The organism is Bacteroidia bacterium (genome assembly GCA_016218155.1).
Taxonomy (GTDB): domain Bacteria; phylum Bacteroidota; class Bacteroidia; order Bacteroidales; family GWA2-32-17; genus GWA2-32-17.
Window position 1 is genome coordinate 62,742 of record JACREQ010000059.1, and the last position, 24,949, is coordinate 87,690.

Annotated in this window: 17 protein-coding genes; 10 read left to right on the plus strand and 7 right to left on the minus strand. The window is 32.0% G+C overall.

The genetic code is table 11. The features are described from left to right. Window positions 1-36 precede the first annotated feature (36 nt). The 3 genes from HY951_11090 to amrB form a co-directional block, all read right to left on the minus strand. Window positions 37-1,167 carry an SPFH domain-containing protein gene (locus tag HY951_11090; GenBank protein ID MBI5540595.1) on the minus strand — a complete coding sequence of 377 codons (1,131 nt, stop codon included), beginning with the start codon at window positions 1,165-1,167 and terminating at the stop codon, window positions 37-39. Window positions 1,168-1,199: 32 nt separating this feature from the next. After that, the gene (locus HY951_11095; protein ID MBI5540596.1) at window positions 1,200-2,354 is read right to left on the minus strand and encodes a peptide deformylase; all 1,155 of its coding nucleotides are present in this window, start codon (window positions 2,352-2,354) and stop codon (window positions 1,200-1,202) included. Between the two features lie 89 nt (window positions 2,355-2,443). Then, window positions 2,444-3,859: an AmmeMemoRadiSam system protein B gene (gene amrB, locus HY951_11100; protein MBI5540597.1), complete on the minus strand. Its 1,416-nt coding sequence runs from the start codon at window positions 3,857-3,859 to the stop codon at window positions 2,444-2,446. 245 nt (window positions 3,860-4,104) lie between these two features. On the opposite strand from amrB, the gene HY951_11105 reads away from it, so the two are divergent. After that, a complete protein-coding gene (locus HY951_11105) occupies window positions 4,105-5,637 on the plus strand; it encodes a hypothetical protein (protein ID MBI5540598.1) in 1,533 nt (510 codons plus the stop codon). Window positions 5,638-5,756: 119 nt separating this feature from the next. Here HY951_11105 and HY951_11110 read toward each other — a convergent pair whose 3' ends face one another. From HY951_11110 to HY951_11120, 3 genes are all read right to left on the minus strand, one after another. Then, window positions 5,757-9,077 (minus strand): T9SS type A sorting domain-containing protein, encoded by a 3,321-nt coding sequence (locus tag HY951_11110; GenBank protein MBI5540599.1) that lies wholly within the window; start codon window positions 9,075-9,077, stop codon window positions 5,757-5,759. A gap of 165 nt (window positions 9,078-9,242) precedes the next feature. Continuing rightward, on the minus strand, window positions 9,243-11,276 hold the full coding sequence (locus HY951_11115; protein MBI5540600.1) for a T9SS type A sorting domain-containing protein: 2,034 nt from the start codon (window positions 11,274-11,276) through the stop codon (window positions 9,243-9,245). After that, a complete protein-coding gene (locus tag HY951_11120) occupies window positions 11,273-14,239 on the minus strand; it encodes a right-handed parallel beta-helix repeat-containing protein (GenBank protein ID MBI5540601.1) in 2,967 nt (988 codons plus the stop codon). The genes HY951_11115 and HY951_11120 overlap by 4 nt, the downstream gene beginning before the upstream one ends. A gap of 124 nt (window positions 14,240-14,363) precedes the next feature. On the opposite strand from HY951_11120, the gene HY951_11125 reads away from it, so the two are divergent. The 6 genes from HY951_11125 (at window position 14,364) to HY951_11150 (ending at window position 20,217) form a co-directional block, all read left to right on the plus strand. Beyond that, the gene (locus tag HY951_11125) at window positions 14,364-15,215 is read left to right on the plus strand and encodes a hydroxymethylglutaryl-CoA lyase (GenBank protein ID MBI5540602.1); all 852 of its coding nucleotides are present in this window, start codon (window positions 14,364-14,366) and stop codon (window positions 15,213-15,215) included. A gap of 81 nt (window positions 15,216-15,296) precedes the next feature. Beyond that, window positions 15,297-16,001, plus strand: coding sequence for a CoA transferase subunit A (locus HY951_11130; protein ID MBI5540603.1), 705 nt, complete (start codon window positions 15,297-15,299; stop codon window positions 15,999-16,001). A gap of 52 nt (window positions 16,002-16,053) precedes the next feature. Continuing rightward, entirely contained in the window at window positions 16,054-16,707 is a 654-nt protein-coding gene (locus HY951_11135; GenBank protein MBI5540604.1) for a CoA transferase subunit B, read from the plus strand. 28 nt (window positions 16,708-16,735) lie between these two features. After that, window positions 16,736-18,031, plus strand: coding sequence for a TAXI family TRAP transporter solute-binding subunit (locus HY951_11140; protein ID MBI5540605.1), 1,296 nt, complete (start codon window positions 16,736-16,738; stop codon window positions 18,029-18,031). A 149-nt stretch (window positions 18,032-18,180) separates the two neighbouring features. Then, window positions 18,181-19,341, plus strand: coding sequence for a T9SS type A sorting domain-containing protein (locus HY951_11145; protein MBI5540606.1), 1,161 nt, complete (start codon window positions 18,181-18,183; stop codon window positions 19,339-19,341). Window positions 19,342-19,344: 3 nt separating this feature from the next. Further along, entirely contained in the window at window positions 19,345-20,217 is an 873-nt protein-coding gene (locus HY951_11150; GenBank protein ID MBI5540607.1) for a hypothetical protein, read from the plus strand. Between the two features lie 91 nt (window positions 20,218-20,308). On the opposite strand, the gene HY951_11155 is transcribed toward HY951_11150, so the two are convergent. Continuing rightward, window positions 20,309-22,024 (minus strand): Ig-like domain-containing protein, encoded by a 1,716-nt coding sequence (locus tag HY951_11155; protein ID MBI5540608.1) that lies wholly within the window; start codon window positions 22,022-22,024, stop codon window positions 20,309-20,311. Between the two features lie 121 nt (window positions 22,025-22,145). On the opposite strand from HY951_11155, the gene lgt reads away from it, so the two are divergent. The 3 genes from lgt (at window position 22,146) to HY951_11170 (ending at window position 24,914) form a co-directional block, all read left to right on the plus strand. Continuing rightward, window positions 22,146-22,934 carry a prolipoprotein diacylglyceryl transferase gene (gene lgt, locus HY951_11160; GenBank protein MBI5540609.1) on the plus strand — a complete coding sequence of 263 codons (789 nt, stop codon included), beginning with the start codon at window positions 22,146-22,148 and terminating at the stop codon, window positions 22,932-22,934. A gap of 95 nt (window positions 22,935-23,029) precedes the next feature. Next, window positions 23,030-23,929, plus strand: a complete 900-nt coding sequence (locus HY951_11165) for a peptidoglycan DD-metalloendopeptidase family protein (GenBank protein ID MBI5540610.1) — start codon at window positions 23,030-23,032, stop codon at window positions 23,927-23,929. A gap of 76 nt (window positions 23,930-24,005) precedes the next feature. Next, window positions 24,006-24,914, plus strand: a complete 909-nt coding sequence (locus HY951_11170; protein MBI5540611.1) for a hypothetical protein — start codon at window positions 24,006-24,008, stop codon at window positions 24,912-24,914. Window positions 24,915-24,949: the final 35 nt, after the last annotated feature.

The following is a 24,949-nucleotide window of genomic DNA, read 5'->3' on the forward strand; positions in this document are numbered from 1 at the left end:
ACCGGTTGAAGAAAACTTCAACCGGTATTAATTAAATTATTGTTGTGGTGGAATTGGTGGTACTGGTGGCATTGGAGGTGGAACCGCTCCAAAAACAGGAATAAGTTCACCAACATTACCTGCTGCTTCCCAACCGGCCATTCCCTGACGCCATACTAATGTTTCTTTTGTCAGTTGGTTTTGCATTACCATTTGTTTTAAAGCATTTAAATCATATGGACCGGCTTGTTGTCCGTTAATTACAGCATGAAATGCTAAAGCTGGTGGCATTGGGGGAGGTGCTGGTGCATTTTGTTGTGGTTGTTGTGCCTGATTCATTGCACCCATCATTTGATTTGCCATTCCAAAACCCATTCCCATTCCCATACCGGCAGCAGCTCCGCCACCTGCAGGATTATTTGCAGCAGCAGTCATAGCTTCAGCAGCCGAAAATTGTGTGAATTTACCCATATCACCAATAATACCCATGCTTGAGCGTTTGTCTAAAGCAGCTTCAACATTAGGTGGTAATGAGATATTAGAAATAAGGAATTTTGTCATGTCAATACCATATTCCTGAATCTCTGGTTTTATTTTATCTTCACAGAATTTAGAAACTTCGTTATAATTTGCAGCCATATCTAATACAGGAATCTTACTTTCTGCAATTGCATCAGTAAACCTTGTTATAGCTACGTTTTTAATTTGCTCTGTTATTTTTTCGGTAGTAAATTCACCGTCGGTTCCTACAATTTCTTTAATGAATTTTACAGGATCACCAATTTTCATTGTATAACTACCAAAAGCACGAATACGGATAGGACCGAATTCTGCGTCGCGAAGCATTATTGGGTTTGGAGTTCCCCATTTTAAATCGGTAAAAGTTTTGGTATTTAAAAAATAAACTTCAGCCTTAAATGGTGAGTTAAAACCATATTTCCATCCTTTTAAAGTTGCTAAAATTGGTAAGTTTTCTGTAGTTAAAGTGTACATGCCTGGTTTAAAAACGTCGGCTAACTGACCTTCGTTAATAAAAACTGCAACCTGAGTCTCTCTTACTGTTAGTTTAGCTCCATTTTTCAACTCGTTGTTACGACGGTCGAAACGATGAACCATTACGTTATTTGTTGGATCCAGCCATTCTACAATGTCTATGAATTCCGCTTTCAATTTATCAAATAGTCCCATTTTTTCTGTTTTTTAAGGTTTATTGTTAATTATTATAATGCTCTGTCTATAAATAAAATTCCATTTAAGTGATCAATCTCATGTTGAAAGATTACTGCGGTAAAATTTGCTCCCGAAAAGCCTTCAACAATTTCAGAGTGATGTGTTCCGTCAGGTAAATCGTATTCAATTCCAACAGCTGCAAATCTTACTGTAGTTTTTGTAACATTAGGTATAGAAAGACAGCCATCGCCGGCAAAATTTATCATTTTTGTTGTAGTATTTACGATTTTAGGGTTTAGATACACTTCCACTGGTTTTCCAATTTTATCAAGTCGTTTTACTAAAATTATATTTCTGTTTATACCAACTTGAGGAGCTGCAATTCCAACACCACCAGAGGTTGAGGCTAAAGCTTTTCTCATTCTGCTAATAATTCTAATCAATACAGCATTTGTCGAATCGGGTCGAACATTAACAGAGGTTTTTCTTAGAACCATTGAATCGGCAAGATTTGTAGTAAGATAAATTCTCATGGCTAAAGTATCAGCCATAATTGTATCAATTTCTGATCCCGTAAATGCAAGCGGATCAACTGTAAATGCAAGTACTCCGCCGTTTAAATGAGCCATTTCGTGTTGAAGAATAGCAGCAGTTTCCATCTCAATCATTTCTGAATGATGTCTGCCGTCCATTGAATAATACTCAACAGAGATTAAATTATATCGTGTAATGTATGATGGAAAAACGCCGGGTGAAGTAATACAGCTATCCTGTATTTCTGTTGAGGCATTAGAATGCTGTGTAATTTTAGGATTAATAAAAACCTCGAATGGATTACCTGTTTTATCTTTTCTTTTGAGAATAATTATATTTCTGTTAATTCCTATCTCAGGTGCGGTTATTCCGTTAATGTTTCCCTGATAATTCGAAATTGTGCGAAACATTCGGTTAACTAAATACTTAGTTGTGTCGCTTGAAATTTTAACATTGTGAGAATGTTTCTTTAAAATTTCTGCATGTGCAGTATTAAAAGCTGAAAGAATTTGAAATGGTTGAGTTGAATCTGCATAATAAATATTTAAAACTTCTTCTGTGGTATATAATAAGCTATCTTCAACAGGGATAATCTCATTATGCTTTTTACACCCCTGAATAACAGTAATCCAGGTAGTTATAAATATCAAAGTATAAACAAACAATTTCATTTATTTAAAATAATTAGAATGTAAATTTACGATTTTTTAGAAAAGTCTAATATCTAAATATATTATTTTAAGTTCTTTTCACATTTATATTACTCTGCAAAAATAATTGCCTCATATACATATAGTTCTGCGTTTTTCCAGCCATCCCAGCCAATTCCTGCTTTATCTCTTGAACAATGCCCTATAAACTCTTCCTTGGTCCAATTTGTTTCTGATGCAACCTGAGGTAGGAAAGTTCCTGAATTTCTGCCTTGTTTTATATAAATGCCATGCCTGCCAAGCTCGAATTCATCTAATGAATTAATTTTTTTAAGTGGGGTTAAAACAGAAATTTCAATTTTTATACTGTCAAGTTCGGAAGCAATAACTTGTGAGAATCGGCTATCGTGTATTGCCGATGAAATTGCCATATTCTGTATAATTTTATACAGTGCAGAATCTTGAGAAAAACTTCCGATACATCCTCTTAATTTTCCGTTTTTGTGAAGTGTTACAAAAGCACCACATGAGGTTTTTAAATTGGCTGTATAATCATAAATAGTAGAATCTTTACTGTTTTCTAAATAATTTTTAATTGTATTTCTTGCAAGTTTTAGTAATGTGGTTTTTTCACTTTGTGAAAGAGAAAAAGTAATTTTATCTTTTTTATTTGTAATTTGTTTGGAAATAGCAATGGCATGATAACCCACAACTTTTACTTTGTCGCCATAAGGAGAATCTCCACTGTTTTGATATTGAATTTCAGAATAAATAAAGTCAGAATTATTTTCGGTCATATACATTAGCGTAAGTACCGATGTCCATCCACAAAGACTGGTAACCAATCCTCCTGTTTTTGCTTTTCTGTTATTTGCAATTGCTGTTACTAATTCATTAGGGTTATTTGTTAATATTGCCGAAGCTGTTGCCATATCTGATTTTTGTGCATCGTTATATGATGGGTAATGTGAAAAATCACTACTAACAATAAATAAATTTTTAGAATTAAAATATGGTTTTAGAATTTCTGCAAGCTTTTTACAATCAGCAGGATTATCGGTTCCTAAAATTATCGGAACAATTTGCAGTTTTTTTTCTAATTTGTATTGTAAAAATGGTAGCTGAACTTCAATAGAATGCTCAGTATAATGTGCTTGAGGGTAATTATGAATAAGTTCGCTATTTTCCAGAACAAGTTTCTTTGCCAATGTTGTGTTTACAGTTATTTCACCTAAGGGAGTTTCGTAGTTTCCGTCGCAATATACAGAAACACCATCAAAAGCCATTACATGGCTAGAAGCCAGAATAAACACATTTTCATAATTATTATTTATTTCAATTTGATTAAAAGCTGATGCTGCAACTTGCCCAGAAAAAACATAGCCGGCATGAGGAGAAATAACAGCAATTGTGTTATTTGTTAAATTTGGTTTTGCATTTGCAAAATGTTTTTTTAATTCTTGCAGTAGTTCGGTTTTCTCTTCGGGATAGAATTTACCTGCTACATATGCTTTACGGTTTTTCATATCTGTATTTATTTTCTGTCCATTGCACTGTAAAGTTATTATAATTGATAAAATTATAAAAGTTATGCAATGGTTAAGGGTCATTTAACTGTTTTTACTTTAGAATTATATGAAGTTCAAATATAATAAATTTTGTCATTCATAACGTAAGCTGTGTTGATCGATGAATCGAGTGTAAATTATAGTTTAATTCGCTTTCTTTTTATATTTTTGGAAATTAGATGTAAAACATCTTATCTTCGTTTATGAACTTTAAAAAATCATTGTTTACTTTATTTGCTGCAATTGCAGTTTATGTTTTATTGTTTTTACATCATGGTTACGAATTGGGAAGAAGTGATCATGCTCAGGCAGCTTATGGTTTTTACCTAAATAACAATTCGCTTTATGCAAATGATTTTTATATTCAATCTCTTGCTCATCAAACACCAAACGAAAGAACGTTTTATGGATATTTTATTTCTTTAGCAGGTAAAAATCTATCCTTTTTAAGCTTTGTTTTTCATTTTCTTTTTTCAATAATGTTATTGCTCGGAGTTAGAAAAATTGCCTCTAAGTTTATTCAAAGCGAATGGGTTAGGTGGTTAGCAATAATGGCATTATTTATTGGTTTTTATAATATTCATATAGGAAGCAATGAACTTTATTATAATTCATTTATTCCTAGCTTGCCGGCAAAGGCAATTGGGGTCTGGGGTCTTTGGCTTTTCATTAAGAAAAAATATTTTTTAGCCTCATTATTATTTTCGTGCTCTTTATTATTTCAGCCCTTAGTTGGAATTCAGTTATTAGTAGTTAGTTCACTGGTTATTTTATTAACTTCAGTAAAATCAGATAAAAAAATAATTTTCAAAAATTTAATGTTGCTGATATTACCTTCAACTGTTATCTCTTTACCTTTTATTATTCCTGCAATAACAAAATATAATGAAGTATATGTTCCCGGCAAATATATTTTTGATGTTTTTTTTAGTTTCCGAAATCCGCATCATTTTATTCCATCTTATTTTCCTTTAAGAAATTATATGATACTTATTCCATTATTTGGAGTGGCATTGTTGTATTATAAAAATAAGATATCTGAAATAATGTATTTTGTTTTTGTTGTACTAATGGGATGTATTGTTTATTCGTTTTTTGTTGAGATTTTACACAATCAAACTGTTGCTTCAACCCAATGGTTTAAATCAACAATATGGGTAGAGATGCTTGGGGTAATTGCTTTGTTTGCAATTTTAGAAAAAGCAGTAAAACAAATTATAGAAGCCAGAATATTTAAATGGAAGAGATTAATTAATGCAGGTATTGTAATATTTGTAATCATTGTTATTTCATTATTCCCCTACAAGTTGCCATGGAAAGTGAAATATGATTTTGAGCCTTATCTCTCCACTGATGCAGCAGTAGAAATTTCAAGAATTGCAAAAAATAAAACTCCTGTTAATGCTTGTTTTGTTGTTCCAATTGATTTTACTGAATTAAAATTTCACGGTCAGCGAAGTACTTATGTTGATTATAAATTACCGGTACATTCTAAAGCCGGAATAGTAGAGTGGATGCAGCGTGTAACCTGTGTTTATAAAATCGATTACAGAGGAAAATTAAGGGGGTTTGATGTTACACGTCAGGCAAATGAAAATTACAATGATTTAACCGAGCAGAGTTTTATTGCACTAAAGAAGTTTGGAGTTACACATGTATTGACACATATTTCACAAAAACTTTCATTTGAAAGAGTTGGGGAAAACAGTGAATATGTGATTTATCTGATTCCATAAATTAATTAATAGTTAGTGTTTACAGCTTTTTTGCTTTTCAGGATTTGAAATCCGGAAATATGTAAATCGGGATTTTAAATCCCGATTAGCTAAGTTATTTATAGGATTCCTTAGATTAATTATTTAATAATTAAGCTTTTTGTTAGGCTTGTGTTTTCCTTAATATTTGTAAGCTTAATTAAGTAATTACCAGTACTAAGATTAATTTTATTTAATAGTATTTCGCCAGAAAAACTGTCCTCAAAGGTTTTTACAGGTTTGCCCAAGACATCAATTATTTCTAATTTATAATATCCTGGTTTTGCAAACTTTATTGTAATATTATCATGAGCAGGATTTGGATAAACAGAGAAGTCATTAATGTCGATTTCATTTATATTTAACAAATTAACTGTAATATTCTGGCATGTTACTATTGAATCGCATTGATTTTGAACTGTTAGGCAAACATTGTATGTGCCATTTGTTGGAAAAGTATGATATGGGTTAGGTAATGTTGAAGTTGATCCATCACCAAAATGCCACAAATAAATACTGTTTGCAGATGAAGTATTTGTAAATTGTACAGATAAACTATCTGACAGAAATGTAAATCCTGCATTAATTGTTTGTGGATTAACAATAGTTGTACTATTTGTTATTGAACAATTATTTGCATCATTAACAGTAACAGAATAATTTCCGTCGGTTAGATTTATTGCTAATGGTGAAGTTTGTCCATTTGACCATAAATATGTGTATGGTGTTATACCACCATTTACATTGATTAAAGAACTTCCATTAGAATTGCCAATACAACTTGGATTAAATGAAGTAACTGTTGAGGTTAAAACATTCGGTTGTTCTAAAACAATAGAAGACACAGCATGGCAGCCTATGCTATCTGTAACGGTAACAGAAACAAGTCCGGCACAAAGGTTAAGGCACGTGTCAGAAATCGAATTGCTTATAGAATGACTTTGACCATTAGACCATACGTAATTATAAGGTGAAATTAAACCAGAACCAGAAACATTTGCAGTTAAAATGCCATCACATAATCCATTACATCTTGGTTGTTGATTTTGAATAATTGCTACGGTATGTGTCCCATCATTTATATTAAAAATTTTAGTTGTAATACATCCATTCCCATTTGTAACAGTTACTATATAAACGCCAGCAGCTAATCCAGAAATTAAATTTGTTGTATTTGTTGTGTTAATTGTTGAAGTGCCTGTTGACCATTGATATGAATAGCTGGGAATACCTCCTGAAATTATATTTACTATTGCAGTACCATTATTATTTCCACAGGAAGAGTTTATTATATTTCCACTTAACATAATTTCTTGTGGTAAATTATAATTTACTGAATAATTACAATTGTATGAGCCTGAAAAAGAGGTTTTAATTACATGCTGCAGCGTTGAAAACGGCAAATTATTAAATTGGAAATTAATCTGATTTGTAAATGGTGGTTGTATTATCTGGGAAATTCCACTTGATTGATCTGTTATTGTTAGGGTAGAAGAATCTGGTGGTGTTGAAATATATATGCTGCCGGCTAAGTCAAAAAAATTATTTTGAACGCAACCAATACTATCTATAACAATATTGTCAATAATACATTGCAAAATGTTACAGTTTAAAGGTGCAGCATAAACTCCTACGTTACTATGTCCCGAAACAAATAAATAATTAGTGGTTTTATCCAGCTTTATATCAAATACAGTTTGGTTGCCAGACCAGCCTAAGGGAATATTTCCTGTTTGTGTAAATGAAGTGCCGTTAAAGTTATAAATCAGAATATTGCTATTATTTCCACCTAAATATATATTATTACAATCATCAACAGCAATTCCCCCCTGATATAAAGGAGTGTACCATGTTCCTGAAAAGCCGACAGATGTGGCAGCAATTTGAGATCCTGTAGATTTATTATAAGCAGCTAATCCACCTCCGTCATAGTAATACAAATAGCTGTTGTTAGCATCTAATCCATTATATGCATTTGAATGAAAGGCGCAGGTATTATTTGGGCAATGATTAGAAAGTTCCTGAAAACCATACATGCCATGGCTAACCTGCCAAATATGTCCATTAAGAGTACTATTAACTAATGAAATTAAATGTCCATTTGAACCAAATGAAGAATAAGCATATACAACAAATAAATTTCCATTATCATCAATAGTATTGCAGGTAATATCCTGACCCTCACCTTGTAGTCCGGTAAAATTTGCTGTCCAAACTGTTCCTGTTGTTGGGTTTATTATACCTCCGTTTAAATTAGATGTTGTACCTCCGCCCAAAGCAATTATTCTGTTGGAGTTATTGTCATAAGCAATATCCCAGATTTCCTCAAAATTTGGGTTTTGCTGAGAAGAATACCCGTCGGCAATGCCTGTAACATCTAGTCTATATGCTCTATCTCCTACTGAACAATATCCATCAGAAATATAAACTTTGTTAGATAATTTTTCAACCATAAAATTACCTTCGTAATCAGCTATGTAAGTTGAAGTTAAATGCGTCCATTCTAAATTTCCTAATGAAGAATATTTCTTTATACATAAAACAGAATTTGTATAATCGTGAACATATACGTACAAATTGTTATTTGAATCATAATCAACATCGTAACCCCAATCGTTGCCTGACATCAATAATCCAGAAACCCATGGATCAATAATTATTGTTTTATCACTATTTGTATCTGAAATATAGAATGTTATTAAATTATTTTGTAATAAATAAGACGAGGCAACATCACCCAGGTCAGCTGAATAAAAACTTTTTGGAGAATGCTCAACAATATTGTGTAAAGGAGTTTTAATGATAATATTACCGTTATTATCCATTGTCATTTGGTTAACATCTCCGCTATATTTTAATGAAATATTTGAGATATCTGCTCCTGGATGGAGAATAATGTTATATTTAATTCCGGTTTTTTCTTCAGGTATAAAATACTCTATGTCTATATTCGGATAAATGTTTTTATATATTACTCTTTTGTACCCGTTACAAATGTTTTTATGTATTCCAAAAGTAAAATATCCTTCAGTTTTATCAGAAGTTTCAATTTTTATATCAGTGTTAATGTTTTGCCATTCAGAATATAACAGATAAAATTTTTCAATCGCATTATCTTTTTCTTCGCTTTCTTTGTTACTAAATATTTCTTTTAATCTTGTGCCAATAGATCTCTTAAATAAAACCGTATCAAGTCTAATTATTAAACCTTTGTTAGTGAAATAAAATTTTTCTTTATTGCCAAGAAAAGCATATAAAACTTTTGTTCCGTTAATATCCGGAAACTGACCGTTATTTTCAATAATAGACTGAACAGTGTTAATTTTTGCATTCCATATTTTTTGTTGTGAAAAAGAGTTTAGTGAGAAAAATAAAAATGTAATGAATACTACATTCAAGAGTAGAATTTTAAATTTATTCATGACTAATAATTTTATAATATTTATTAAATATAAAAAATGTTTTGAATAATTTACAAAGTGCAAAGTACTTTATTCTTGCAGAATATCAAAATAATATCGCATGTTTTTTACCTTAAGAAAATAGAGACCTCTAATGTCATATAAGAATAGTGTTATAGAAAAGATTTATTGAACAAAAAGTTTAGTTAATTTATACTTTTCTTGTGAGTTGCAAATTATTTTAAGAAAATAAACCCCTTGTTCAAGATCTCCAGTATAAATTGTTAACAATGATTTTGTTTTAAAAGATTTTACTAGCTTACCTGAAATGTCAAACAGCTCAAGATAATTAATATCTGTATTATTTGTTAATACAGTTATAAAATCATTTGCCGGATTAGGAAAAACCTGAATGTCAAAATTATTTTCAAAATTTGAATTAACCGATAATGCAGTATTTATAGAAAACTCAGAAGTATTACCGCTTAAATCTGTTGCCGTTGCTACAATATTATCGGCAATGGTTAAGCCTGAAATAGTGTCAGTCCAGTTTCCTGAAGCATTTGTTATACAGGAACCCAAAAATATTTCTCCCTGAGCATTTCCTGAACTATTTATGTGTGCTTTGTAAAGTTCTATCTTGCAACCCAACGAAGTTGTATTATCCAATGTTCCGCTGATAATCCAGTCATTTCCTGAATAATTAACAAAAGATACAATATTTGGATAATTCATAAGATTATTTGGACCGGTGTCATTATCACCTGCATCATTTGCTGTTGGTCCTGCTGGAAATAAATCTATACCCATTCCTGCGTTGTTGTAAATTGAATTAGAAGAGAGAGAGTTGTATAATTCAGCAACTGTCATAATTGTAATTCCATTACCTCCGTTATTTGCAATTGTATTTCCTTTACCGGGTTGACCAATTATATTGTGCTTGGGTCCTTCGCCAATTCTGATTCCATCAAGTTGATTTCCGATAGAAATTAAACCTGAAATGTCAGTTCCTATTTTATTGTTAATTATAATATTACTGTCGCTTCCGGCAATATGAATATCAATACCCATTTGAAGATTCCCGGATATAACATTATTCTCAATAGTATGCAAAAATGATGGTCCGTCAATTACTATTCCGTTTGCATTTGGTAAAGCTAATGAACCTGTATGATCGGTTCCAATTAAGTTTCCAACTACAGTGTCTTTTAATGTTCCAAAATTGTATAGAAAAACGCCATATCCTGAATTACCGGACAATAAATTGCCTGCACCTGGTGTTCTACCGCCTAATGTGTTGTAGCTTGCACCATCATCAAATAAAACACCGTAAGTATTCTGAACAGCAAAACTACCTGTTGTGTCTGTTCCTACGTAGTTCCCTGCTACTATATTGTAATTACATCCGGCACCAAATACCGGAATTCCGTAGGCAACATTTCCTGACACATAATTTCTTTCTGCAGGGGTATAACCGCCAATTAAATTGTATTTTGAAGTTCCTTCAATGCTTATCCCATCATAGTTTCGTAATGCAGCATTCCCGGTTCTGTTTAAGCCAACAAAATTTCCTTGAATAATGTTATTATTTGCACTTACAACACGGATACCAACATGGTTATTTCCCGAGACAATGTTTCTTAAATTATATAAATTTCCGCCAACAATATTATTGTGTGGACCACTTAAAATATATATTCCAAAAGTGTTTCCAAGTGTGTCAGTAGCGTTATAATTGCACCCAATGTAATTACTGCATATGGTATTGTTTTGTGCATTCACTCCAGAAATTTGTACCCCCACAACAAATCTCCCAATTATAAATCCCTTTATTGTAACGTTTGAAGCATTATATACATGAAATGCAAAATCTGCCCATGCATTATTGCCGCCATCAATCATTATTTCTGGTCCGTAAGGATTTGGATTTCCTGCAAATGTGGTTTGTGATGTTCCATCAATAAAAACACTGCTATGTGTTATCATTGGCAATGTTGATGTTAGTGAAATTTTCCATGTCCCTTGTGTGGAATTATAACCTGGATCTGTATTCGGAATATTAAAATTTATTGTGTGACCTCCGGGATAAATATTTGCATTTTGAATAGCAAGTCTTAACGAACCAGTGCCTGCATCATTGGTGTTATTAACAATAAATGTGTTAGCAAAAGAAGAAAAGGATAAAACAATAACAAATAGAAGAGAATAGCTTAATTTCATAGTTTAATAAGTTTTTGTTTCATAGTCAAATTATTATCTGAAATAACGGTTAATAAATATAACCCTTTAGGTAAATTTATTAGATTAATAATTGTTTCCATACCAATAATTGAGTATTGGGTAAGTATTTCACGACCTGTATAATCTGTTAAAACTAATTTTGATTTATCAGAAAGACCTGAAACAGAAATTAAGTCGGTTGTTGGATTTGGGAATATGATTAAACCAGTATTATTTATTTTATTATTATTTTCTTCAATTGAAGTAATAATACCTGAGTTTAACGCAAATTCTGAAGAATTACCCAATAAGTCGGTAGCGGTTGCTGTAACATTATCCGAAAGCGATAAAGTATTGTTTGTAAAAGTCCAGTTACCTGAGGCGTCAGCTATAGTTGAGCCAAGGTATTCTGTTGCATCGCCGTGAGCAAACATATTTGCATTATCTGATTTAAAAAGTTCAATTTTTATTCCTGTCGGACCTCCATTTATTGTATAATCAATTGTTCCTGTAATAGTAGTAGTTCCGTTATTATTTATAGCAGAAACAATAACAGGATAATTCATTAAACCATTGCATCCATTGTCTGTGTCACCAGCATCATTTGGATTTACACCAAATGGGAAAATGTCAATTCCCATCATTGGATTTCCGTATACAACATTTGCCGAAAGTGTATTAAACAAAGCGTTTGTATTGTTTAGTACAATACCCGCTGTATCGTTAAATGCTACTAAATTTCCACGTCCGGGTTCGCCAAGTTTATTATATTTAGAATTTATGTCAATAACAATTCCCGCAGCACCATTACCAAGCGGGGAAATACCATCGGCAGCTGTTCCTACTTTATTGTTGTAAACAGTGTTACTGTCACTTCTTTCGTATAGTAAAATACCAATATATTTATTTCCGCTTACTAGGTTGTTTTCAATATTATTTTTTGATGGGAGAGTAGCAAAGCCAATTCCGTTATGATTTGGTATTGCTGCATTTCCTGCCGCATTTGTTCCGATATAATTACCAATTATATTGTTGAACATTGTGCTGGAATCTGCTACTTCTATTCCGTTAAAACGATTTCCGGATATAATGTTACGATCGGCAGTTGTTGCTCCGCCAATAACATTGTACTTTGTTCCACCACCTAAAATCACTCCGATCTGGTTTGGTACAGAATCTGTTCCTGCTGCATTTGTTCCTATCTTATTGCCTCTTAACTCGTTGTAATATGTGCCAGTTGTTACAATAAAAATTCCATATGCAATATTTCCTGAAAGCACATTATTTACAATAGGATTATGACTTGCACCACCGTCAACACAAATGCCAGTTGCATTTGGCAATTTGTTATTCCCAGTTTTGTCAACTCCAATATAATTACCAATGCATGAGTTATATGGTGAATTACCATAATAAATCAGACCATATACACGATTTCCAGAAATAATATTTCCTTCACCGGCATTGTTTCCACCTGCAATATTGTGTGCAGCATTAGAATTAAAATATAATCCGTTTCCTTGAATTAATGTATCATTTGAAAATTTAAAAGTGTTTAAACCAGTAGAATCAGGACCAATATAATTTCCTTTAACAATGTTGCTGTCGGCTGCTTCCATTGAAATTCCCATTTCGTAATTTGCAGAAATAATATTTCTTTCTCCTGCGCTGGAGCCACCAATAATATTGGAATGTGCATTACTGAAAATATATATGCCAGTATGATTACTTAAAGGATTCATTCCGGTTTTATCAGTTCCAATATAATTTCCTTTTACTACATTGTTACGAGTACCAAAATATGCCATTGTTATTCCCGAAAGATGATTACCTGAGATAACATTTTTTTCGCCAAAGGTTGTTCCTCCGATTATAGTGTTATTTGCTCCACTTAATAAAATTCCATTACCATTTGCAATAGAATCGGTTCCATTCATATTTGCACCAATAAAATTTCCCTTTATTGAGTTTGCTGTTGAAGCGAGTCCAAGTATAGCAATTCCTGCATCGGTATTTCCCGAAATAATATTTCTTTCTCCTGTAGTACTACCTCCGATAACATTGTTATAAGATTCGTTTATTGCAATTCCGTAATAATTACAAATTGTATCTGCACTTGTTATTGCGTTAACATTTACACCAATAAAATTTCCTTTCACAATGTTATTATGCGAGATATTTGTATTTATTGCTACTCCGGCATACGAATTTCCTGAAATAATATTTCGTTGTGAGGTTAGTGTTCCCCCGACAGTATTTGATGCTGACGAATCTATTGCTACTCCATAGTAGTTAGGTACTCTAAACATACCTGTTCTGTCTGTACCAATTTTATTTCCCTGTACTATGTTTGAATTAGAAGATCTTAATCCTACTCCTGCTGTTGTGTTACCCGAAATCAGATTATTAGAAATTGTATTTCCAGCAACACCCCCATAACAAGCTACTCCAATATCATTAGGAACAGCAATAGTTCCGTTATAATTTACACCTAAATAGCAGTCGGATACAAGGCATGAACCACTTGGATACATTCCGTATTTTGTAATAAGTATTCCAATTTGAAATCCATTAACTATCATTTCTTTAGCAATACCACCCGAAAGAGGAAAACATAATCCAAATAATAAATTAGTAGTGCTTTTTAAACAGATTTCAGGGCCGTTTGGATTTGTGTTTCCAGGCTGAGTTGTTCCATCTATGCTAACACTTACACTCGTTATGTATGGTAGAAGCGATGCTAGGGTAATAGTGTAAACTCCTGTTGCCGCATTATAATTTGGATCTGATGTGGGAATGTTAAAAACAATATTATCCGCATCGAGTGGACTTGCATTTGCAGATGTTATTGCCTGACGTAATGAGCCTGCACCGGCATCATTGGTATTTGTTACAGTAAATGTAGCGGCATTGGAATTAATAAAAGTTGAGAATGTAATCAGAATTAAGATTATTTTTTTCATATTTATTCGCTATTTGACTCAAAACTAAGAGAATTTAATTTAATAGACAAAAAAATTTTAAAAAATGAACTAAAAGATCATTTTTAAAATCATTGAATTTTATATCTTTGTAATAAAACACGCTATGAGAATTGTTGCGACACCAAGAGATGCAATGCAGGGTAAAAAGAATTTTATTCCTACAAAACTAAAGGCGGAATATATAAATTGTTTATTAAAAGTTGGTTTTGATACAATTGATTTTGGTAGTTTTGTTTCACCTAAAGCAATTCCTCAGTTAAGTGATACTGTTGAAGTTTTGAAAATGTTAGATTTATCTGCTACTAAAACAAAACTTTTGGCAATTGTTGGAAATTTAAAAGGAGCGCAAATAGGTTCTGCTTTTGATGAGATAAGTTATTTTGGATACCCTTTTTCTATATCAAACACCTTTTTAAAATTAAACATTAATTCTAATGTTGATGGTGCATTGGGGACTATTGAGGAAATGCAAAATCTAGTTTCAAAATCAAATAAAGAACTTGTAATTTATTTTTCAATGGCATTCGGAAACCCTTATGGGGATGAGCATAACGATGATTTGGTAATAAATGCGATTGATAAACTTCAAAATATCGGAATTAAAACAATTAGTCTTGCAGACACTTTAGGTGTTGGCGATAATGCGGTTATTGCAAATTCTTTTGCCCGAGTAAAAAGAGAATTCCCAAAAATTGAACTTGGGATGCACTTACATGTTTCACTTGAAGAAGCAAATGGAAAGATTGATGCTGCATATAAGGCCGGTTGCAGATATTTTGACGTTGCTATGCTGGGTATGGGTGGTTGCCCAATGTCAGCTCATGATATGGTTGGAAATCTAAGCACAGAGCAGTTAATGGAGTATCTGGAATATAACAATTTGGAAGTTCCGTTAAAAAAAGACAGACTTGAAGATGCGGTTATAAAAGCAATGGAAGTTTTTCAGTTTGATTAATTTTTTTTAATTATTTTAGTCTCGTTAAAATATAAAAAGATTTTGTAAGATTTAGTGTCTTTGTGGTAAAAAAAATAATATATGAATAAAGTTGTAAAAAACGCAGAAGAGGCAATAAAAGGAATGACAGATAACATGACTGTTATGTTTGGTGGTTTTGGACTTTGTGGTATTCCTGAAAATGTTATAAGAGTTCTTGCAAAAACTCAGATTAAAAACCTTGTTTGTATTTCTAATAATTGCGGTGTAGATGATTTTGGATTGGGCTTTTTGTTAAAAAATAAGCAGATTCGAAAAATGGTAGCATCGTATGTTGGTGAAAACGCTGAATTTGAAAGACAAATGCTATCTGGTGAACTTGAAGTTGAGCTTAATCCACAAGGAACTTTAGCTGAACGAATAAGAGCAGGTGGTGCTGGTATTCCTGCATTTTTTGTGCCTGCCGGTTATGGTACCGAAGTTGCAATAGGTAAAGAAGAACGCGAATTCAATGGAAAAATGCATATTCTGGAACATGCACTGACTGCCGATTTTGCTATTGTTAAGGCATGGAAAGGCGATACTCATGGAAATTTAATTTACAGATATACCGCCTCAAATTTTAATAATATGATGGCAATGGCTGGAAAGATAACAATTGCAGAAGTTGAAGAGCTTGTTCCTGCTGGCGAATTAGATCCAAATTTTATTCATACTCCAGGAATTTTTGTTCAAAGAATTTTTCAGGGAGTGGATTATGAAAAACGTATTGAACAAGTGACTACATCAAATCCCAAAACTCAATAAACAAATTCCAAAATTCAAATCCTAATTCGAAAATCCTTAATCTTAAATTAAAATGGGCTTAGATAAAAATCAAATAGCAAAACGTATAGCACAGGAATTAAAAGACGGATATTATGTAAATCTTGGTATTGGAATTCCAACATTAGTTGCTAATTATGTTCCCGAAAATATTGAAGTAACACTGCAATCTGAGAATGGATTGTTAGGAATTGGTCCTTTTCCAACTCCTGATAATGTGCAGGCAGATCTTATCAATGCAGGAAAACAAACTGTAACATATGTTGACGGTGCTTCATTTTTCGATTCTGCAACCAGCTTTGCAATGATTCGCGGCGGACATGTTGACTTAACAATTCTTGGCGCTTTTGAAGTTTCAGAAGAAGGTGATATTGCAAGTTGGAAAGTTCCCGGAAAACTTGTTAAAGGAATGGGTGGGGCAATGGATTTAGTAGCTTCGGCAAAAAATATTATTGTTGCAATGCAGCATTCAAACAAAGGGCAATCAAAAATTTTGAAAAAATGTACCTTGCCATTAACAGGAGTTAAATGTGTAAAAAGAATAGTAACAGATTTAGCTGTTATGGATGTTACTCCAGATGGATTTAAATTATTAGAAAGAGCGCCGGGTGTTACAGTTAATGAAATTATAGCTGCAACAGAAGGGAAATTAATTGTTGAAGGAGAAATACCAGAAATGAAACTATAGTCTTTTTCATTTTGTTAAATGAAAAAACATGAAAAATAAAATATTCTTTTTTGTTGGATTTTTATTAATTATTCTGGTATTTACCAGCTGTAACAATAAGAAAGAATATAAATTTGCAACTACATCAAAAGGTACTTCTTATAATGAGGTTGGAGGATTAATTACCGAGCTTATTAACAAAAATGATAATATTAATTTTACAATGTTAGAGGGGAGTGAGCTTGGTTCTTTTGTAAATTGTAAAAAAATATATCGCAACGAAGTTGATTTTGCTATAGCACAAAATGACACAAAGGTATCCGGATTTCTTGATGGTGAAGGTTCTGTTGTTGATTCAAAAATAAGAACTGTTATTCCTCTTTATCCTGAAATTTTGTTCGTTGTTTATGCTGACACAATAGTTGCAAATGATATAAAAGAACTTGTGACCGGAAGACGTATAGGTGTTGGACCTTTTAACAGTGGAACACATCGTTTTTTTGAAGCATATTTAAAACATTGCGGAGTTGATTCCTCAGCATATAAATTTGTTCATACTTCATGGGCAGAAAATATTGTGTCAGATAAAATTGATATTAGTGTGAATGTTGGAGGTTACAATGCATCTGCTGTTGTGGAAATGCTTAATTCAAGAAAGTGCAAAATTTTCAGTCTTGGCGATTATCGTTTGTATGGAAAAGGTTCTCCTGTAGAAGGCTTTTGCATGAATTACACAACCGCACGACCTTTTATTATTCCAATGCAGACTTATTCCTATGGTCCGAAGGAGCCTGTTCTGACACTTGCCGTAGATGCTGTTTTGCTTTGTAACAAAGATGTTGATGCCAATGATGTTTATACAATTGTTGATGAGTTAATTAAAAACTCAAAAATATTAGTAGATAAAAACCCTTTGCTTTCTTCAATTAACTCAAAGTTTGATCAGGGGACATTGAATTTTCCTTTGCACGATGGCACTATTCGTTATCTTGAGCGTGACGAACCTTCTTTTATTGAGAAGCATATTGATATAATAGCATTTTTAACAACTATATTGATGGCTGGTTCAGGGGTATTACTTGCCTTTTTAAGAAAAATAAAAGCAGCTAAAAAGGATAGGATTGATGAATACTATGAGAAAGTCTTAACAATAGAAAAAGAAATGAGTAATATTAATTCTGTTGCAGAAATAAAATTATCATTAAATCGTCTTCATTTAATTAAACAGGATGCATTTAAGGCATTAATTGAAGAAAAACTTTTAGCAAATGAAAGTTTTAATATTTTTCTTGGCTTAACAGATACCATAATTACACGGCTTGAGAAAAAGTTGGAAGAATTATAGAATTTTTATTCTTTGTTGGCTGCCTATTTCTGTATTGTTCGTTTATTCTACTAATAATAGGACTAATTTAAGTTATCAATTCTGACAAACAGCATTTTATAACAAAATATTATTATATTCGTATAATTTTTTTCATAAAAGCAAAAAATATGAAACACAGTGCCTTTTCAAAAATTATTGGAATAATATTACTTTCATTTATAGTATTATTATTTACCCAGTCAACCTCTGATCCTTCATTAAACGACGGAAGTTATTATCAACTGGATCTGAGCGATAATTCTACATATTCTGTAGATTGCTATGATGAGTTAAGTGATGAAAAGTGGGTAGTTAAAAATAGCTGTTGTACACTAACAACATCCATTATTAATATGCCCGGAGAGGCAGGAGTTGATCCGGATATGGATGTTCCTTTTAATGCAACAATTTCAGGTTCTGGTAATTTAGAGGATCCAGATAAGGTTGTAATTGAATATTCTATTGGTTCAGACTGGGTGCAGGTTGCAGAAATTATTGGAACTGAAATTCCAACAGGTCATACATCTTCTGGTTTTAGAGCAGAAAACATTCCTGCCGGAGCAGACATACAATTTAGAATAATATTTTGTACAAATCAAAATAGTGAAAAAATAACACTTATTTCAAAAAACGAGCATGGTCATGGTATAGAAGATGAGACATTAATGATTGGAACACCGTTTTTTGCAGGAAGTAATGTGGCATATAAACCGGGAAATTTACCTGTAACACTGGTCACATTTTATGGCTTGGTCGAGAATAATAAAATTAATTTGTTTTGGGAAACAATGGCTGAAATTAATAATTCTCATTTTGAACTTGAGAGAAGTACAGATGGTGAAAATTTTAAAACTGTAACAATCGTTCAGGGTTCAGGAAACAGTAATAATAAAATTAGTTATAACGCTACAGATTATGAGCCATTAAAAGGTACATCGTATTATCGCCTTAAACAGGTTGATTATGATGGGAAGTTTGCTTATTCAAATCTTATTGCGGTAAGTACTGTTACCTCTGAGAGTTCGTGTAATCTTGTAGTGAAGCCTAATCCATGTATTGGAAAATGCTTTGTTTATCTTGAGGATTGTGCTGAACAAAATGGAAATAAAATGACATTTTCAATGTATGATGCACTTGGTAATGTTGTGAATACGCAAACAGAACTTGTTGAAGAAGGCAAATCGATGTTTGCAATTGATGTAAACAGTTCTATGAAGTCCGGAGTATATATAGTAAGGGGTAGGTCGGGAAATAAAAACATTGAAAATAAAGCCGTAATAACAAATTAGAAAATGAAAACAATATATTTTATTTTATTCTGCGTCATTTGTTTTGTTGGTTGCAATACCGAATCAGAAAAACAAGTAGATGAGCAGTCGGGTTCCGATAAAAATCAAATGCTTGGACCAAATGAAGCGCTTTTGTACTCTGTTCCTGCTCCAACTGTTGTTTCTGCATTATTAAAAACATATGGCAACAACGTGTACGATAGCAAGCTGTTAGACGATACAAAATCAATTGAACCGCAGATAGGTATTAGTTCGGGACAGACTTTAAAGCTTGGTGTTTATATTATTGATTTTAACTATAGTTATATTTTTGATCAGAGGCAATTGTCTTTAAATTATCTTTCAAAAATGGAAAAGATAATGATTAATTTAAATATGCAAAGTCCAGAAATACACTTAGCACTTGTTCGTTTGCGCGAAAACATTAACAACTCCGATTCGGTAAAAGAAATAGTTAATGACTACCAGACCAAATTGGGTAATTATTATATTGATGAAGATATGGAACCGCTTGGATTATATGTTCTTTCCGGGATGTATGTCGAGGGACTTTATTTAACTCTGGGTAGTTATAAGAATATTATTAAATCCAAACCAAGCATAAATCTTCACGATGACAGGTTTGCACAATTATTACTACAGGAAGAAACTCAATTGAACAATTTGTTAGATTTATGGAAAGATAAAAACGATCCTGAATCTTCAAAAATTATTGATAAGTTAACAACGTTAAAAACTTCTTTTGATACATTAAAGATTAGTTATGCTACTCACCCCAAAACCAATAAAATTGTACGTATAAATTTTGACAGATCAAAATTAGATTCTATGACTGGAGCGATTGAAAAAATAAGAAAAGAAGTAACAAATAATTAAAAAAAGATGAGGTTAGTTTTTATATGTTAAATACTTATATATAACCATAAAATGAAAATTGTTGTACTTTCTCTGGAGAAGAAATTTACAACTACTCTTTCAATTCCCACTTAATTTCAATTTCCCAGTTTGAGCGTAGGTTAATTTCTTCGGGATAAAAATAAAATTTTTCTGGCTGTGTATGTTCCAGATAACAACCTGTATCCCATTTTCCGTTTTTATTTGAGTCGACAAATACTCTTAATTTATATTTGCCAGGATTAAGCCTGTCTAGTTTTTTAATTAACGGAAGTTGTCCTTTCCACTCGGCAAATACTGATTCTTTTGAATCTATTAATTGAAAAACATATGAATTTACTGGTCCTGTGGCTTCAAACTTAATGGTACTATAATAATCAGCTGAAGCAGATTTAAATGTTCTAACAATAGTATCGCATGCAAGACCATAAACATCTTTAATTTTATTTTTATTAAAACTAAAACGATAGTTCATTTCATCTTTCCATTTGTAACTTAAATAATAAATCGAGGAAGAAAGACTATCAATTAAAATTTGAGGATTAACCTTATAAAAAACAGTATCTTTAGATTCTTCTAAAATTATTTTATCTGTTGTTAATTGTAACACAGGATTAGAGAATTTTAATCTTGGGCTTTCATTATAGCTTATTTGCTGATTGTTTTGAAGAGTAGTTAAAATACTTGGTTTTTTAAGAATACTTGGTTTTTTAGTGTTTTCGTTATAAACAAAGGTCACCGTATCAATTGCTTTGTATAGCTGATTTACACTGTCTTTTTTAAAATATGTTATTTTAAATTTAAGGCTGTCTTTGCTATAATCTACCGAATCGATAATCCAAATTGTAAGTGAATCGAGACGGCTGTTTTTGTCAACAATATATTTGTTAGTTGTTATTGGGTCTACTGTTAAATTTTTAAATCCTTTTCTATTAAAATAAATCTGGCATTTATTTTTTTCCGGTCGCCCTGTTTTTTTTATGAACTGTTTGACACGATCTTCCTCAAACGAATAAAAAATCAAATTTGATGGACTGTATTCGGTTCTTACAAATGTAACAATTGAGTCTTCTTTTATGGTGTCTGTGAGAGTTTTGTTTATTGCATCAGGCACAATTAATGTGTCTGAAAAAGCTATTCTTTCGTTTGGTAAATCGAACAATAAGTTACTGTTGGCATCTTTTAAGCCAAATATTTTGTATTTCCCGCTTCTTAAATTTTCTAAATTAAATATTCCGCTTGCATTTGTTTTTCCAATATAAAACGGAGGATTTTTTAAGGGAACAGAATCAAAAGTCTCATTATATAACAAAATAAACATTCCGACTTCCGGTTTATGGGTATAAGATTCAAGAACTTTTCCTGAAACTTTTAGTGAATCAATATACGGTCCTGTAGAAAAACAAAAATGAAAATTATCAATCGAATTATTTTCGTTTAAGTCGGCAATTGCATCTGAAAAGTTAAGGTTGTAGGTTGTGTTAGGAATCAAACTATCTTCAAAAGTAATAATTACAGATTTTGTTTTACAGATAATCTTTGGTTTTTCTTTCATGGGTGGAGAAACCACTAATTTCTCCTGTATTGATTTTAGCTGAACAAACTCGTCAAAATCAAGATATATTTTTTTCTCTGTAAAGTTTATTGATTGATTTAAAGGAGTGCTTTTTATTAGTACAGGGGGCTTTTCATCTCTTGGTCCGCCCTCTAAAGCAGACTGACTCGCACAGGAGTATAGTAATCCTATAAACGCTGATAATATTGAGATTAAAAGAAATAGATTCTTCATTTATTATTGTTTCGCTGCAAAAATACAAAAATAACAACTTATCTTTTGGTAAAAAGGTGCATTAGGTTTTATTAACTTCAATTCAAAAATAAATTAACTTTGAAAAATAAAATTTTAAAGCATGACAACATTGTATATTAACTGGAATCCATCTCCCGAAATGTTTAATATTGGCGGATTTGCTGTTCGTTGGTATGGTTTATTATTTGCTGCCGGATTCTTTTTTGGCTATATAATAATGCAGAGAATTTTTAAAAAAGAAAATATTCCTGCAAAAGTTCTTGACAGATTAACGATTTATATGTTGTTGGGAACTGTAATAGGTGCTCGACTGGGACATTGTCTTTTTTATGAACCGGAATATTATTTTGCAAATCCATGGGAAATATTAAATATCAGGCAAGGTGGATTAGCAAGTCATGGTGCAGCGATTGGTATATTAGCTTCTTTAGCTTTGTTTTCATATCTACAGAAAAGAAGCTATGCCTGGATAGTTGACAGAATAGTAATCGTAGTAGCTCTTTCAGGCTTTTTTATACGTAGTGGAAATTTACTTAATTCAGAAATTATAGGTTCGCCAACAACTGTTTCATGGGCATTTATTTTTCCTCAAGTTGATTTGATTCCGCGTCACCCAACACAGGTATATGAATTGCTTGCTTATTTGCTGATATTTATACTATTGCTCTGGCTGTTTTTTAAGAAGAATGCAGGAACGAAACCTTTTTTGCTTACCGGACTATTTATGGTATTGGTTTTTGGATTCCGCTTTTTTGTTGAGTTTTACAAAGACGTGCAAGTTGATTTCGAAAAATCAATGACTTTAAATATGGGTCAATGGTTAAGTATTCCAGTTATTGTTTTGGGAATCATTCTTATAGCGTTTTCACTAAAGAAAGCAAAAAGTTAAATTTTTACTAAAAAGTAACTTTTATAGTAATAAATTTGGCTGTTTCGCTAATACTGCTATTTTTGTTGTCTGAACTACCAAAAAAATCAACTGTTTTGAAGAGATTACACGCAATTCTTTTTTTAATTTTTTTTACTGTTAATTTTTATGCGTTTTCTCAATCTTCGCCAAATGTAATTAAAGAAGTTCCCGATACAAATAGTGTTGGTCCACAGGAAGATGATGAGCTCGATCCGGTAGATGCCGTAACAGCAACCAACGAGTATTTTAAAATTATTAAGGATAATAATTTAGATGTTCCTGCATATAATCAGTACTTTTTTTGGGATACTTTAGATATTCATCCCTATCAGTCCAAGATGAATAAATTTACAGAAACAAGAATTTTATCGCTTTTAGATAGTAATTCGGTTTTTGCAATGCCAATGAATCGTAAACCCATAAATTCAAATTTTGGATGGAGAAAATGGAAATATCATTATGGAATTGATTTAGGGTTAAATGTTGGCGATAGTATTGTTTCGACATTTGATGGAATGGTTCGAGTTGTTAGAAAGAGTAAATCGTATGGTAATGTTGTTGTTATAAGGCATAATAATGGACTTGAAACTCTTTATGCTCATCTTTCAAAAGCATTAGTAAAACCAAATCAGGAGGTAAGAGCCGGGGAACTTATTGCACTTGGAGGAAACACAGGACATTCAACAGGACCACATTTACATTTTGAAATCAGATATCTGGGAGGCCCGATTAACCCTAGTGAAATAATTGATTTTAATAATTTTACTCTTGTAAGCGATACTTTAATTGTAGATCGTTGTCGTTTCGAATATCTTGACGATGTTCAAAAAGCCAGATATTATACTATTAGAAAAGGTGATACACTTGGAAGAATAGCAAAAAGAAACGGAGTATCTATTTCCAGATTATGTAAACTTAATGGAATTACAAGAAAAACGACTTTACGAATTGGTCGCCGTTTGAGATATACATAATTTTTAACTTTTGTTCAGACAATGAATTTTTTCGGCAAACGTTTTAAATTAACTTTGTAGCAAAATTGTGCAGAATATGGACGAGTTAAATACAACTGGCGCGCCACGCAAAAAAATGGATCTTGTTTATTTTATTGTGATACTTATTTTATTGGTATCCAATGGGTTTTTTGCATATAAGTTTTACACTATGCGAAAAGAAAAAGTTTTTGTTGAGGTAGAACTAAAAGATACAGGTGCAGAAAAAGCCAATCTTGAAAAAGAATTCAACGATATGCTTGCTCAATATGATGCATTAAAAACTGATAACTCTAAAATATCAAGTGAGCTAGAAGAGGAGAAAACAAAGATTAAAGAAATGCTTGATGAGATTAAAAATTTAAAATCTGCAAATTATTATCAAATCAGTCAGTATAAAAAGGAATTGGGAACACTTCGTGAAATTATGCGAAGCTATATTGTTCAAATCGATTCACTAAATACAAGAAATAAATTACTGGTTGAAGAAAACAAACAGGTTAAAACCGACTTTCAGAAAGTAAAATCCGAAAAAGAAACTCTTCAGGTTAAAACCGATGATTTGTCACAGAAAGTAGATGTTGCTTCTGCGTTAAGAGCTATAAGTATTTCGCCATTGCCTGTAAACGAAAAAGGGAAAGAAGTAACAAAAGCCAAAAAAGTTACAAGAATAAAAGTTTGTTTTACCCTTACAGAAAATGCAATTGCAAAATCGGGAAACAGAATAGTTTATTTAAGAATTGCTCGTCCCGACAAAGAAATTTTACCAAATACCGAAGGTGGAATGTTTGATTATGAGGGAAATCAAATACTTTATTCTGCAAAAAGAGAAATCGATTATGAGAATAAAGATGTTGATATGTGTATCTTTTGGGCAAATACAGGCGATTTAACTGAAGGTGTTTACACAGTTGATCTTTTTAGCGAAGGCAAACAAATTGGTACCGCAACTTTTGCGCTTAAATAATTCCAGTTCGATTAATTATTACAGAAATAATTGTC

Bases quoted from the DNA above. Each gene is read 5' to 3' on its own strand.
- HY951_11170 (MBI5540611.1), top strand. From the start codon at position 24,006: ATGGACGAGTTAAATACAACTGGCGCGCCACGCAAAAAAATGGATCTT.
- lgt (MBI5540609.1), top strand. From the start codon at position 22,146: ATGACAACATTGTATATTAACTGGAATCCATCTCCCGAAATGTTTAAT.
- HY951_11110 (MBI5540599.1), bottom strand. From the start codon at position 9,077: ATGAATAAATTTAAAATTCTACTCTTGAATGTAGTATTCATTACATTT.
- HY951_11150 (MBI5540607.1), top strand. From the start codon at position 19,345: ATGAAAACAATATATTTTATTTTATTCTGCGTCATTTGTTTTGTTGGT.
- HY951_11145 (MBI5540606.1), top strand. From the start codon at position 18,181: ATGAAACACAGTGCCTTTTCAAAAATTATTGGAATAATATTACTTTCA.
- HY951_11115 (MBI5540600.1), bottom strand. From the start codon at position 11,276: ATGAAATTAAGCTATTCTCTTCTATTTGTTATTGTTTTATCCTTTTCT.
- HY951_11095 (MBI5540596.1), bottom strand. From the start codon at position 2,354: ATGAAATTGTTTGTTTATACTTTGATATTTATAACTACCTGGATTACT.
- HY951_11105 (MBI5540598.1), top strand. From the start codon at position 4,105: ATGAACTTTAAAAAATCATTGTTTACTTTATTTGCTGCAATTGCAGTT.
- HY951_11090 (MBI5540595.1), bottom strand. From the start codon at position 1,167: ATGGGACTATTTGATAAATTGAAAGCGGAATTCATAGACATTGTAGAA.
- HY951_11120 (MBI5540601.1), bottom strand. From the start codon at position 14,239: ATGAAAAAAATAATCTTAATTCTGATTACATTCTCAACTTTTATTAAT.
- HY951_11140 (MBI5540605.1), top strand. From the start codon at position 16,736: ATGAAAAATAAAATATTCTTTTTTGTTGGATTTTTATTAATTATTCTG.
- amrB (MBI5540597.1), bottom strand. From the start codon at position 3,859: ATGAAAAACCGTAAAGCATATGTAGCAGGTAAATTCTATCCCGAAGAG.
- HY951_11130 (MBI5540603.1), top strand. From the start codon at position 15,297: ATGAATAAAGTTGTAAAAAACGCAGAAGAGGCAATAAAAGGAATGACA.
- HY951_11125 (MBI5540602.1), top strand. From the start codon at position 14,364: ATGAGAATTGTTGCGACACCAAGAGATGCAATGCAGGGTAAAAAGAAT.
- HY951_11155 (MBI5540608.1), bottom strand. From the start codon at position 22,024: ATGAAGAATCTATTTCTTTTAATCTCAATATTATCAGCGTTTATAGGA.
- HY951_11135 (MBI5540604.1), top strand. From the start codon at position 16,054: ATGGGCTTAGATAAAAATCAAATAGCAAAACGTATAGCACAGGAATTA.